Here is a 14,142-nt window from a genome sequence, read left to right as displayed (position 1 = left end):
TACGTGACAAACGCATACGCGAAAGCTGGGGTAGATGTGGAAGCCGGCTATGAAGTGGTTGAACGAATCAAAAAACATGTAGAAAAAACAAAAAGACTCGGTGTGATGGGAAGTCTGGGTGGCTTTGGCGGTTGTTTTGATCTTTCCGCACTTTCTGTGAAAGAACCGGTATTGGTTTCTGGAACGGATGGCGTCGGAACGAAATTGCTGGTTGCCATTCAAGAAGGTAAACATGATACGATTGGCATTGATTGTGTTGCCATGTGTGTGAATGATATCGTGGCACAAGGAGCAGAACCATTGTATTTTCTAGACTATATTGCTACCGGAAAAAATCAGCCCGCTCGATTGGAACAAGTGGTAGCGGGGGTTGCTGAGGGCTGTCTACAGGCTGGCGCAGCTTTGATTGGCGGTGAAACAGCAGAAATGCCTGGAATGTATGGTGAGGGAGAATACGATTTGGCTGGTTTTGCTGTTGGTATCGCTGAAAAAAGTCAGTTGATTACTGGGGAAACCATCCAAGCCGGTGATTATTTAGTTGGACTACCCTCATCGGGAATCCATTCCAACGGCTATTCACTGGTTCGGAAAATCTTTTTTGACAACCATCATTTTTCAGGAAGCCAGCAGTTACCAGAATTAGGAAATGAATCACTGGGGACTGTTTTATTGACGCCAACAAAAATTTATGTGAAGGCGTTATTGCCATTAATTAAAGAACAACTGGTGGCCGGTGTCGCCCATATTACTGGGGGCGGTTTTGTTGAAAATATTCCTCGAATGCTGCCGGAAAATTTATCAGCTGAAATGGAAAAAGGAACTTGGCCGGTATTACCGATTTTTCATGCCCTAAAAAAATACGGTGAATTGTCAGAAGCGGAAATGTATGAAATTTTTAATATGGGTATCGGAATGGTTTTAGCTGTTACGCCAGAAAACCTTGCGAAAGTTCAAGCGTCCTTGCTGAAATCAGGGGAAGAAAGTTTTGTCATCGGAAAAGTTGTTCCTAAGAAAAAGGACGCAGTAGTGGTGAAAGGATCAACAGAATGAGGATCGCTGTGTTGGCATCAGGAAATGGCAGTAACTTTGAGGCAATTGTGAAAAGTTATCAACGACGAGAGATTCCCGGAGAACTTGTTTTGCTTTTTTCAGATAAAAAAGAGTCCTACGCAATGAAACGGGCAGAAATGCATGGAATTCCAGCATTCACTTTTTCGCCAAAAGATTTTCCTTCAAAAGACTGCTATGAAGAAGCCCTTTTTGATTTATTTGCGGACCACCGGATTGATTACTTGATTTTGGCCGGTTATTTACGAATTATCGGTAAAAAATTATTACAGGCTTTTCCTAACCGGATTATTAATATTCATCCTTCTTTGTTGCCGGCATTTCCGGGACTTCACGGAATCGAAGACGCTTTTTCATACGGAGTGAAAATGACCGGAGTCACCGTTCATTTTGTGGATGACGGCGTTGATACTGGACCAATTGTTGCACAAAAAGGTGTATCGATCTTACCGGAGGATACTCTCGAAACTTTGACAGAAAAAATTCATCGGGTGGAACATCAGTTGTATCCCAAAACGATTGCAGAACTATTCAAACAGGAGGAAGCAAGAAATGAAACGAGCATTGATTAGCGTATCGGATAAAACAGGCATTCTTGAATTGGCAAAAGGGTTATTGGCAGCCGGATTTGAAATCATCTCCACCGGAGGGACGCAAAAAGTTTTAGCTGACGCAAATATCGAGACGATTACGATTGAGTCAGTCACCGGTTTCCCGGAGATGATGGACGGACGGGTAAAAACACTCCATCCGGCAATTCATGGCGGATTGTTGGCGCGGCGAGATTTACCAGCGCATCTTGCGGCAATGGAAGCCCATCAGATTTCGCCAATTGATTTAGTTGTAGTCAATCTTTATCCCTTTAAAGAAACGATTCAGCAGCCAGATGTCACCGTTGCTGAGGCAATTGAACAAATTGATATCGGTGGTCCCAGCATGTTGCGTTCAGCAGCAAAAAACCATGCTTCAGTTACCGTACTCGTTGATCCAGCCGATTATTCCGTTGTATTACAGGAGTTAGCTGAGGAGGGCGTAACCCTTGCTACGAGACAACGGCTTGCTGCAAAAGTTTTTCGCCACACGGCTGCCTATGATGCATTGATTGCAGAGTTTTTGACAGAGAAGTTTGAAAAAGAAACTCCCGAAAAAGTAACTGTCACTTATGAGTTGAAACAGCCGTTGCGTTATGGGGAAAATAGTCACCAAAGAGCAACGTTTTATCAATCAGCATTGCCGGTTGCCTATTCCATTGCTAGCGGAACACAGTTGCATGGGAAAGAATTATCTTACAATAATATCAAGGATGCTGATGCTGCTTTGCGGATTGCCAGAGAATTTTCTGAACCGACAGTTGTTGCTTTGAAGCACATGAATCCTTGTGGCATTGGTAGAGGAGCAACGATTGAGGAAGCCTATGATTTTGCCTATGAAGCTGATCCGATTTCGATTTTTGGTGGAGTAGTGGTGTTGAATCGGGAAGTTGATTTATCAATCGCTGAAAAAATGCATCGTTTATTTTTAGAAATCATTCTGGCACCCTCGTTTACGCCGGAAGCTTTTGAGGTGTTAGCTAGCAAGAAAAATTTGCGATTAATGACGGTCGATTTTGATTCAACAGCAACGAAAGAAACAGAAATGGTTTCGGTTTTAGGTGGTGTGTTGATTCAAGAACAAGATATTCTTCAAGAGGATGAAAGCCAGTGGCAAGTGGTCACGAAACGGCAGCCAACCGAAGCAGAAAAACAAGCGTTGCAATTTGCATGGAAAGCAGTCAAGCATGTGAAATCAAATGCGATTCTTCTTGCAAACCAATACCAAACTGTGGGAATCGGTGCCGGTCAAATGAATCGAGTGGGTTCGATGAAAATTGCAATCCAGCAGGCAGAAGAAAACAATAAGTTAACCGATGCTGTAGTGGCAAGTGATGCATTTTTTCCAATGAGTGACAGTGTGGAATTTGCAGCCCAGCATGGAATCCGGGCAATCATTCAACCTGGTGGCAGCATCAAGGATCAAGAATCCATTGACATGGCAAATAAATACAATATTGCCATGATTTTTACCGGTGTACGTCATTTTAGACATTAACCTAAGTTTCTAGGAGGAAGCCATGAAAATATTAGTAATCGGCAGCGGTGGGAGAGAACATGCCATTGCGAGAAAATTATTGGCAGAAAAACAGGTCACTGCGGTTTATTGTGCTAAAGGAAATCCGGGAATGACCAAAGATGGGATTTGTTTAGTGAATATTCCAGAAGACGACCATGAGGCATTGATCGATTTTGTTAAAAAAGAAAATATTGCTTGGACTTTCGTAGGACCAGAAATTCCTTTATTGAATGGCATTGTTGATGATTTCCAACGGGCAGGTTGTAAAATTTTTGGCCCCACTAAAGCAGCAGCCGAGATTGAAGGATCGAAGGATTTTGCGAAAAAATTGATGCAAGACAATGGCATTCCAACGGCGGCGTATCAAACCTTTATAGAACTTGCTCCTGCTGTGGAATATGTGAAAGAGCAAGGGGTACCGATTGTTATCAAAGCAGACGGATTAGCGGCAGGAAAAGGGGTAGTAGTGGCAGAAACATTGCCCCAAGCGATCCATGCGTTAGAGGATATGCTGGCACGTCATAAATTTGGCAAAAGTGGAGCAAAGGTCGTAATCGAAGAATTTCTTGATGGTGAGGAATTTTCATTAATGGCATTTGTCAAAGGCAGCGAAGTTTATCCAATGGTCATCGCACAAGACCATAAGCGGGCGTACGATGGTGATCATGGCCCCAACACTGGTGGAATGGGGGCGTATTCTCCAGTTCCGCAAATTTCGGATGCGTTGGTAGCCGAAGCAGTAGAAAAAGTTTTGAAACCGGCTGCCATAGGGATGATTGAAAAAAACATTCCCTTTCAAGGAATTTTGTATGCGGGTTTGATTGCTACAGAAAAAGGCCCCAAAGTGATTGAATTTAATGCCCGGTTTGGTGACCCGGAAACACAAGTCGTTTTACCACGACTATCTTCAAGCTTGTTTCAAATCATTGATAATTTGCTGAATGATAAAGTACCGACAATTATGTGGTCACCACAGACTTCCCTTGGGGTTGTTGTCGCCGCAGAAGGCTATCCAGAAAAATACCAACAGGGAATGCCGATTCCATCCATTCTTTCATCGAAAGTTCGTGTGTCTTATGCCGGGGTTGCAGAATCAGAAAACGGAACCTTACAGGCAAATGGAGGCCGGGTTTTCTTGGTAGAAGCGACCGGCAGTACTTTGGATGAAGCAAAAAGGAAAGTGTATCAGACGCTAGATGAATTACCTCTGTCCAAAATGTTTTATCGCCACGATATTGGAGAAAAAGCAGGAAGCTAATCTTCAAAATTTATCATAGAAAATGAAGCCTTTTCATGAATGGTTGTGGTACAATTTGACATGAAAGCAACATATGCCGATTCTTTGGCGGGTCTCATTCGTGGATGGGAATACGGCATGAAAATAGGTTAAAGTTTTGACAGAAATTTTAACTCATAATGTGAATAAGGAGGAATTTTTTATGAAACAGGTAAAGTTTGGTTCAGAAGATTTAGCAGTTTCCAGCGTGATTCTGGGTTGTATGCGGATCAACAATGCAAAAGATCCGGTAAAAGTGATTGAAACAGCAGTTGAAAATGGGATTACTTTCTTTGACCATGCAGATATTTATGGGCAAGGAAGTTGTGAGTCGATTTTTGCGGATGCTTTAGCAAAAACCAATTACAAACGCGAAGATTTATTTATTCAAACAAAATGCGGCATTGTTCCAGGTGTGATGTATGATTTCTCGAAAAAACACATCATTGAAGCAGTGGAAGGCAGTCTGACTCGATTGAGAGTTGATTATGTGGATGCGTTATTGCTTCACCGTCCAGATACGTTGTTTGAACCTGAGGAAGTAGCAGCAGCATTCGATCAACTAGCAGCAGATGGCAAGGTGAAATATTTTGGTGTCAGCAATCAAAATCCCGGACAAATTGATTTGTTGAAAAAATATGTTCGGCAACCATTGCTTGCAAACCAATTACAATTTGGAATTAAGCATTCAGAAATGATTGATCGTGGATTGCACGTCAATATGACGGATGCTGGCAGTTTTGATCACGATGGCGGTATTTTAGAATATTCCCGCTTGCATGATATGACGATCCAAGCCTGGTCTCCTTATCAATACGGTTTCTTTGATGGCGTTTTTATTGATAACGAAAAATTCCCAGAATTGAATCAAAAATTACAGGAAATGGCAGAAAAATACAAAACGACACCAACTGGAATTGCCTCTGCTTGGATTTTACGCCATCCAGCCAATATGCAAGTGATTGCCGGAACGATGACGCCGCATCGAATCGAAGAAATCGCCAAAGCTTCTGAAATCGAAATGACCAGAGAAGATTGGTACAGTGTGTATTTGGCAGCAGGCAATATTTTGCCATAAAAACAGATTGCTATTTCAGTCTATTTAAATAGAATAAACGAAAATCGTTCGTGATTTACGAACGATTTTTCTTTTTTATAAAAAACATTTCGATAAATCATTGATTTCCCCGATTAATTGCGCTAAATTACATAGGGCGCTAAGAGACGCCGATGATTAAATTGTTTTTTGGATACAGAAAGGATGTTCTATTTATGTTTGACATGAAAGTATTTGATTATGAAGATATCCAATTGATTCCTAATAAGTGTATCGTCAATAGTCGATCCGAATGTGATACACAAGTAACACTCGGTGGTCACACCTTTAAAATGCCGGTGGTTCCTGCTAATATGCAGACAATCATCGATGATAAAATTGCAGAATTTTTAGCAGAAAACGGCTATTTCTATATCATGCACCGTTTTGATGAAGCGGCACGGATTCCTTTTATTAAAAAAATGAAGCAACGGGGATTAATTTCTTCAATTAGTGTGGGGGTAAAAGCGTCAGAATATACCTTCGTGGAAGAATTGGCAAAAGAAAATCTGATTCCTGATTATATTACTATTGATATCGCTCATGGGCATGCCAATTCTGTCATCGATATGATTCAACACATCAAAAGACAAGTACCTACAACTTTTGTAATTGCCGGCAATGTTGGGACTCCGGAAGCTGTTCGCGAATTAGAAAATGCGGGAGCTGATGCTACCAAAGTCGGTATTGGACCAGGAAAAGTATGTATCACAAAAATCAAAACCGGTTTTGGTACCGGTGGTTGGCAGTTGGCTGCCGTTCGTTGGTGTGCAAAAGCGGCCCGTAAACCAATCATTGCGGATGGGGGAATTCGTACCCATGGCGATATCGCAAAATCAATTCGGTTTGGCGCAACGATGGTGATGATTGGCTCGTTATTTGCTGGACACGAAGAATCTCCGGGAGAAACAAAAGTCGAAAATGGTATCGTCTATAAAGAATATTTTGGCAGTGCCTCTGAATTTCAAAAGGGCGAAAAGAAAAATGTCGAAGGAAAAAAAATCTGGATTCAACACAAAGGATCATTGAAAGATACCTTGGTGGAAATGCAGCAGGATCTCCAATCATCAATTTCTTATGCTGGTGGCAAGGATTTAGAAGCAATTCGCAAAGTAGACTACGTGATTGTTAAGAATTCAATTTTTAACGGAGATACAATCTAAAAGCTACGACTATCAACAAAGTAACAATGCTATAACCTGTAAATAAAAATCGTGCCGCGAATGTTTCCGGCACGATTTTTGTTTTGAGGAGAGTGGACTTGCTGGGCTTTTTTGGTACAATGGGGAAAAGGAAGTGAAACAATGACGATTAAAGTAATGTCCATCTTTGGGACACGTCCGGAAGCAATCAAGATGGCACCGCTGATTAAAACATTGGAGCAAGACCCGCGTTTTACCTCTATTGTAACAGTGACGGGACAGCATCGAGAAATGTTGGATCAGGTTTTGCAGGTGTTTCAAATTCATCCGGATCATGATTTGAATATTATGAGCGCCAATCAGACATTGACGGGAATCACAACAAAAGTCTTATTGGCACTGGAGCCGATATTGCTTGCGGAACGCCCTGATATTATTTTGGTACATGGAGACACGACAACGACGTTTGCTGCGGCAACTGCGGCTTTTTATCAACAAATAAAAATCGGTCATGTGGAAGCTGGTTTGAGAACTTGGAACAAATGGTCACCCTATCCTGAGGAAATGAATCGCCAATTGACAGATGTTTTGGCAGATCTTTATTTTGCCCCTACGAAAGAAAGTGCCGAAAATTTACGGCGGGAACATCGAGAAGAAACGGCCATCGTGGTTACCGGAAATACAGCAATCGATGCAATGAAATATACGGTCTCAGCAGATTATCATCATCAAAACCTTTCAACAAAGGAAAAACTGCTTTTAGTAACGATGCACCGGCGGGAAAATCTTGGTGAGCCGATGGTGCATGTTTTTCGAGCGTTGGCAAAAATCGCAAGGGAATTTCCGGAAGTCTCGATTGTTTTTCCAATGCATAAAAATCCCCGCGTGCGGGAAACTGCCCGAAAAATTTTGGGAAATGCTGAAAATGTTCGGTTGATTGAACCTTTAGATGTCGTAGATTTTCATAATTTTGCAGCAAAGAGCTATCTGATTTTAACTGATTCCGGTGGGGTACAAGAAGAAGCGCCATCCTTGGGCGTACCAGTTCTTGTATTACGAGAAACGACCGAACGTCCAGAAGGAATTGCGGCGGGAACATTGAAATTAGTAGGAACTGACGAGACCATTGTCTATCAGGAAACGAAGAAATTATTGGAAGATTCCGCTGCCCATCAGCAAATGGCGCAGGCGAATAACCCGTACGGTGACGGATTTGCAAGTGAACGAATTGCCGCTGCCATCGCAGAATATTTTAAATAAGAAAAAATCCAAACGCTGGAATTTGGCGATCGTTTGGATTTTTTTTCATCTTCAGCTGGGTTCTCGAGTTCGGATTAGGTGATTGATGGTACGTTGAATTTTCTGAAAGTCTTCCAATGACGGGGCAGCTTTAATGGTTATCACGGGTAATTCTGGAAAAGTATGGAGCAACTCAAAGGTAGTGAGAAGCAAATCAAATTGCTGTAACTGTTGCTGAATCAAATGGTGATGATCAAAAATATTTTCAATAGTTGAAAAAATTAAATTTCCGTCTAAAAGTTGATGTGCTTTTTCTTTTAGAAATTGTCCATGAAAAGGTGCGATGTCTGACATGACGAGGATACGTAACGGCGGCATCAATTTTTCCAATAAATCCGGCAGAGCCGTCAGTAAGATAAAGAGTTGATGGTATCGTTGATCAGACGTAATTCGTACGCGATATTTCAATCGGAAATGATCGATGAATTGGTGAAGTTGCTGCAATTCATTTGGATAATTTTGCTGGTAGTCCTCGATAAAATGGTGCCGATCATTCCTCAAAATTGTCACGATATCGCCATTTTTTGTATAAATCAAATTCTCATCACAGAGAAGCTGTAAGATCTGCTGTCTTTTTTGTGATGGAAGGGAAAGAGAAAAGTGTTGTTCTAATTCTTGTAAATAGTATTCTGCAAAACCATAGACTTTTGCTACCCAAGGATTATTTTTTTTTGCAGCGGTAAAATGGTTGGTTGATAAGAAATAGCTGTCGGTAAAATAGGGCCAAAGAATTTCTTCAATAAAATAAGGGATATTTTTACCAAGTGCTTCCTGTTGGATTTCTGTCAGAAGTTGTGGTTCTGATAGAATGAAGGATTTATCTGCAGAACAAGCAACCATCGAATGCCCCTTCTGCAAACGGAGGATAGCTACGGAAGCAGCAATGACCAGTTGTTCATGGAGCAGATATTGTTCATCCAGTCGGTTTTCTTTCAGAAAAGAAACGATCCATTGACTCAGACGCTGATCCAGATCTGTCTCTGGAAAAAAAGTGACATTATTTTTACGATGCTCTTTGAAATATTTAGTAAACAAGTAACGGATGAAGGGTTCATTTCCACACAAGCGTAAAGGATTTCTTTCGATTCGCACTTCTTTTTCTGCTAAAATTTCTGCTAATTTTTTTAAAAGGCGATTACAGGAAGTGGTACTGATAAATAATCGTTCAGCGGCTTCCGTCTGTACTTTGCAATTTTCTTGCAACAAAAGATGCAACAACTGCATTTCGGTGGTTTGACCAATCAAACGACTATAAAGCGAATCCAGACCAAATCCTGGAAGATGTCTTAAACGATAGCCGCTTTGCACTCGCTCAATCTTCAATTCCGGAATCTGTTGATTGATCTGCTGGATGTCTTCCCGCAAGATGGGAAGAGAACTTTTTGTCACCTGCAGCAAGTCCATGTTGGTTGCGTCTTTTTTGTTAAAGTAAAGATATTCAAGCAAAAGCAAACGTCTCTTATCTTCTTTTTTCAATAAATTGCGTAAATTCAAACCATCACCTCGTTATTATTGTAACGAATTAAAATAGTCAAAATCAAGATAAAATAAACAACTTATTGACTATTTTATAATCCTGATTTATAGTTGAAGTGTAATTAAATAATTGTTAGGTGAGGCTCCTATATAGAAACAAGCTGCTGCCGCGAAAGGATCGAGAGATTCTTAGTTTGGTTTGAACAGGGATAGATCGTGAAGGTCATCCATAATGCAGCTGATAGTCATAATGACGATCTACGCTATATAGTGCTAAAGCTCTACGATGATCAAAAACGTTCGTATTACGCGTGTTCATTGTTGAGCGCGCGTTTTTTTGTGTTTTGTTGAATTCGTACAGTGATACAGATTTTCTTTGCGTTTTTGAAGGGAAAATTGGTCGTCGAATTTGTGAAAAATCATATATTTTCGATGAAAAGATAAAAGAAATTCTAGTGCTTGACCAGTGACAAAATGAAAGGATGATGGTTATGGATCACCCCAGTTCCCAGATAAGAATATCAGTCATGAAAATCAGTGCTAGGAGTTCTGTTTCTTAAACTCCTAGCAAACAGGAGGAAAGAAAATGTTAAACAAAAAAAACGACTCAAAAGAATTGGAATTAAAAAGACTTGCTCTACTTTCAGAAAGAGAGCTATTCATGAATTTGCGAACTTCACTGAATGGACTTTCAGAAGAGGATGCTCAAAAACGATTGGCTGAATTTGGTCCCAATCGGATTGATGCAGAAAAACCAACTCCAGCATGGTTATTATTCTTTGGTGGTTTTAAAGATCCCTTTGTTTTAGTTTTAGCGTTATTGATGATTGTTTCTGCTGCTACCGGTGATTTTGAAGCGGCGATTGTTATGGGAATTATGATTTTAGCCAGCGTATTAATCACTTTTATTCAAGAATATCGCTCCCAAAAAGCTAGTTTGGCCCTCAAGGAAATGATCGAAAATACTTGTGGCGTCACACGAGAAGGAATCAAACGGGAAATACCGATGGATGAAGTCGTACCGGGAGATATTGTTACTTTGGCGACCGGTGATATGATTCCAGCAGATGCGATTTTAGTCTGGACGAAAGACCTTTTTGTGAATCAATCTTCATTGACAGGAGAATCTATGCCGGTAGAAAAATTTGTCGAGGCAGGCATTGACAAAGAACAAAATGTTTCAGCTTTAGACATGCAAGACCTGGTTTTTATGGGAACGGATGTCTTAAGTGGGCAAGGAATAGCCATTATTTTAAAGACCGGTCAGATGACCTTTTTCGGTGATATTGCCAAAAATGCTACCAAAAAAAGAGGAAAAACTGCTTTTGAAACAGGACTGACTCAGGTCAGTAAACTGTTATTGCGAATGGTGGCTGTATTATTTCCCGTCGTTTTTTTGATCAATGGTTTTACGAAAGGTGATTGGAGCTCGGCTTTCTTTTTTGCAATTGCGGTGGCTGTAGGATTGACGCCAGAAATGTTGCCGATGATTGTTACCAGCAATTTAGCAAAGGGCGCCTTGGCGCTTTCAAAGAAAAAAGTAATCGTCAAAGAATTACCAGCGATTCAAAATCTTGGTAGCATGGACGTTTTATGTACAGACAAAACCGGAACAATCACCGAAGATCGGGTGGTCTTAGTGGAACATCTCAATCCGTTAGGTCAAGAAAATCAACAAGTATTGGATATGGCTTTCTTGAATTCCAATTACCAAACCGGTTGGAAAAATTTGATGGATATCGCGGTAATCAACTATTATCAAGAGACGGATCGTACATTGCCCTTTAATGAAGTAATTAAAATTGATGAGATTCCCTTTGATTTTTCTCGGCGACGAATGACCGCCGTGGTCAAAGCAGATGGGCATCAAATCATGGTAACAAAGGGTGCTGTTGAAGAGATGGAGCAAATTTGTCAATATGCAGAACTTGACGGCAAAACAATTCCTCTGACGGATGATCTGCGAAAACAAATGCGGGAAGTCAATATTCAAATGAATAAAAAAGGTATGCGGGTTCTGACAGTGGCAATCAAACGGGACGCTCATACAGCTGCAACCTATTCCATTGAAGATGAGCAAGACATGATTTTAATCGGTTTTGTTGGCTTCCTTGATCCAGCCAAGGCATCAGCAAAATCAGCAATTCAATCTCTGCATGCACACGGTGTCAACGTCAAGGTGCTGACTGGCGACAATCCTATCGTTGCCAAAAAAGTTTGCGAAGATGTTGGGATCGAAGTCAACAGGATTTTACTAGGCTCTGATATAGAAGAAATCAGCGAAAAAGAATTAGCTGAATTGGTGGAAAATACTAATCTTTTTGCTAAATTGAATCCTATGCAAAAATCACGAATCATTGCCAGTCTGCAAGAAAAAGGACATACCGTAGGCTTTATGGGGGATGGAATCAATGATGCTCCTGCACTACGAAAAGCAGATGTGGGAATATCTGTAGATACAGCGGCAGATATCACGAAGGATGCCAGTTCGATTATTCTTTTGGAAAAAAGTTTAAACGTTTTGGAAACAGGAGTCATTGAAGGTCGAAAAGTTTTTAATAATATGATGAAATACATCAAAAATACAATCAGTTCCAATTTTGGAAATGTATTCTCAATTTTAGTTGCCAGTGCTTTTCTCCCTTTTCTCCCAATGCTATCGATTCAGTTATTGGTGCAAAATCTGATTTACGATATGGCACAACTGACGATTCCTTGGGACAACGTGGATAAAGAAGAACTGCAAAAGCCTGTTCGCTGGGAGATTGGCAACCTGTTTCAATTTACCCTTTTTATTGGTCCGGTCAGCAGTATCTTTGATATTTTAACGTATGTTGTGATGTGGTTTATTTTTAGCGGTAACACGCTTGCTGAACAAAGCCTTTTCCAAACTGGGTGGTTTATGGTCGGTCTAGTCAGTCAAACACTGGTGGTGCATATGCTGCGGACTAGAAAAGTTCCATTTTTTCAAAGTATGGCCTCGTTACCAGTGTTGGCAGCAAGTATGATAGCTATTGCCTTAGGAACTCTTGTCGTCTTATCTCCCCTTCGAGATGTTTTTGGTTTCGTTTTGCTTCCTGCAAGTTACTGGATTTGGTTTGTTGGAATTATTCTCAGTTACCTGCTGGTGGTCCAAATTGCTAAAAAAATCTATATCAAAAAAACAAATAATTGGATTTAATCATTTTTTTAAAATCTTTCGTCTTTTGGCGAAGGATTTTTTTGTGAAAGAAATCATTTTGAAAACTTCCCGAATATTTTTCACTAGAATCTGCGTAAAAAATACAAACTGTATGATATAACTTGAAAAACTGTATTAATATTTCTGTTCATGATTTCTCATACAGCAACAAAAGTGAAAACGGTTGTGTAATTGTGATGTGTTTCACTAAAACTTTGATGAAACTTGGGCTTTTTGAAAATTATTTAATTAAAACGATTGCATTTTACTTGTCTTTCTAGCAGAGAAATGATAGTTTAGTAATGTAAGTGATAAAAAAAGTGATACAGTTAATGTGGCTGTTTCACCCGACTAGAATTTCTAAGAGAGGAAAGTGTGACAAGATGGCAAAGAATCAAAAACAAATTGATTTCGAAAGTTTGTTAGAAAAAATCAATGCAGATTTTCCAACATTCCAAGCTTTGGACAAAGACGGCAATGTGGTGGATGAGGCATTAGTACCTGATTTATCTGATGAAAAACTAGTAGAATTAATGACTCAAATGGTTTGGTCACGTGTACTGGACCAACGCTCAACAGCACTCAACAGACAAGGACGGTTAGGTTTTTATGCTCCGACAGCCGGGCAAGAAGCCAGCCAATTAGCGAGTCATTTCGCATTTGAAAAAGAAGATCGACTATTCCCAGGGTATCGTGATGTTCCTCAACTTGTACAACATGGACTTCCATTAAAAGAAGCTTTCTTGTGGTCAAGAGGGCACGCTGCCGGAAACCTATACCCAGAAGATCTCCACGCAATGCCGCCACAAATTATCATCGGCGCACAATATGTGCAAGCAGCCGGCGTTGCTTTAGGATTGAAAAAACGTGGCAGTAAAAATGTTACATTTGTCTATACTGGTGATGGCGGTTCTTCCCAAGGTGATTTCTATGAAGCAATCAACTTCGCTGGCGCTTATCATGCAAATGCAGTATTCTTCATCCAAAACAACGGGTTTGCTATTTCAACCCCTCGTGAAAAACAAACTGCAGCAAAAACTTTGGCACAAAAAGCAGTAGCCGCTGGTATCCCAGGTATCCAAGTTGATGGGATGGACGCATTAGCTGTTTATACTGTATCAAAAGCCGCTCGTGAATGGGCAGCTAACGGAAATGGACCTGTTTTAATTGAAACATTGACTTACCGTTATGGTCCGCATACATTGTCAGGGGATGACCCAACCCGTTACCGTTCGAAAGAATTAGATGGCGAATGGCAACAAAAAGATCCATTGATCCGGATGCGTAAATATTTGACAGACAAAGGATTATGGTCTGAAGAAAAAGAAGAACAAGTAATTGAACAAACAAAAGAAGAAATCAAAGCAGCGATTGCAGAAGCCGATCGCGTACCAAAACAAAAAGTTTCAGATTTCTTGAAGAGTATGTTTGAAGTACAACCACAAAATATCAAAGAACAAATTGCAATCTATGAAGCGAAGGAGTCGAAATAGTC

At 40.5% G+C, this 14,142-nt stretch carries 10 protein-coding genes and 1 riboswitch; of the genes, 9 read left to right on the top strand and 1 reads right to left on the bottom strand.

Going from position 1 to position 14,142, the window contains the following annotated elements:
- Positions 1-3 precede the first annotated feature (3 nt).
- The 7 genes from purM (at position 4) to wecB (ending at position 7,951) form a co-directional block, all read left to right on the top strand.
- The gene (gene purM / locus BAU16_RS00765; RefSeq protein WP_161526189.1) at positions 4-1,050 is read left to right on the top strand and encodes a phosphoribosylformylglycinamidine cyclo-ligase; all 1,047 of its coding nucleotides are present in this window, start codon (positions 4-6) and stop codon (positions 1,048-1,050) included.
- Entirely contained in the window at positions 1,047-1,640 is a 594-nt protein-coding gene (gene purN, locus BAU16_RS00760; protein ID WP_161526188.1) for a phosphoribosylglycinamide formyltransferase, read from the top strand. Before purM ends, purN begins: the two co-directional genes overlap by 4 nt.
- A complete protein-coding gene (gene purH / locus BAU16_RS00755; protein WP_161526187.1) occupies positions 1,621-3,156 on the top strand; it encodes a bifunctional phosphoribosylaminoimidazolecarboxamide formyltransferase/IMP cyclohydrolase in 1,536 nt (511 codons plus the stop codon). The genes purN and purH overlap by 20 nt, the downstream gene beginning before the upstream one ends.
- Before the next feature lie 22 nt (positions 3,157-3,178).
- Positions 3,179-4,435 (top strand): phosphoribosylamine--glycine ligase, encoded by a 1,257-nt coding sequence (gene purD, locus BAU16_RS00750; RefSeq protein ID WP_161526186.1) that lies wholly within the window; start codon positions 3,179-3,181, stop codon positions 4,433-4,435.
- A gap of 181 nt (positions 4,436-4,616) precedes the next feature.
- Positions 4,617-5,531 (top strand): aldo/keto reductase, encoded by a 915-nt coding sequence (locus BAU16_RS00745; RefSeq protein WP_161526185.1) that lies wholly within the window; start codon positions 4,617-4,619, stop codon positions 5,529-5,531.
- Between the two features lie 203 nt (positions 5,532-5,734).
- A complete protein-coding gene (gene guaC, locus BAU16_RS00740; RefSeq protein ID WP_137605304.1) occupies positions 5,735-6,712 on the top strand; it encodes a GMP reductase in 978 nt (325 codons plus the stop codon).
- A gap of 141 nt (positions 6,713-6,853) precedes the next feature.
- The gene (gene wecB, locus BAU16_RS00735; protein ID WP_048605086.1) at positions 6,854-7,951 is read left to right on the top strand and encodes a non-hydrolyzing UDP-N-acetylglucosamine 2-epimerase; all 1,098 of its coding nucleotides are present in this window, start codon (positions 6,854-6,856) and stop codon (positions 7,949-7,951) included.
- Between the two features lie 51 nt (positions 7,952-8,002).
- Here the strand turns inward: wecB and BAU16_RS00730 are convergent, their stop codons facing one another.
- The gene (locus BAU16_RS00730) at positions 8,003-9,484 is read right to left on the bottom strand and encodes a helix-turn-helix domain-containing protein (protein WP_161526184.1); all 1,482 of its coding nucleotides are present in this window, start codon (positions 9,482-9,484) and stop codon (positions 8,003-8,005) included.
- A 104-nt stretch (positions 9,485-9,588) separates the two neighbouring features.
- Positions 9,589-9,764, top strand: a riboswitch (M-box (ykoK) riboswitch).
- A gap of 288 nt (positions 9,765-10,052) precedes the next feature.
- Between BAU16_RS00730 and mgtA the strand changes: the two genes are divergently transcribed.
- Together mgtA and pdhA are read left to right on the top strand one after the other, a co-directional pair.
- Positions 10,053-12,647 (top strand): magnesium-translocating P-type ATPase, encoded by a 2,595-nt coding sequence (mgtA, locus tag BAU16_RS00725; RefSeq protein ID WP_161526183.1) that lies wholly within the window; start codon positions 10,053-10,055, stop codon positions 12,645-12,647.
- Between the two features lie 383 nt (positions 12,648-13,030).
- Entirely contained in the window at positions 13,031-14,140 is a 1,110-nt protein-coding gene (gene pdhA / locus BAU16_RS00720; RefSeq protein WP_048605089.1) for a pyruvate dehydrogenase (acetyl-transferring) E1 component subunit alpha, read from the top strand.
- The last annotated feature ends 2 nt before the right edge of the window (positions 14,141-14,142 follow it).

Source organism: Enterococcus sp. JM9B, assembly GCF_009933265.1.
GTDB classification, from domain to species: Bacteria; Bacillota; Bacilli; order Lactobacillales; family Enterococcaceae; genus Enterococcus_C; species Enterococcus_C songbeiensis.
The sequence above is the reverse complement of the archived record's forward strand: the minus strand, read 5'-3'. Positions and strand labels throughout refer to the sequence as shown.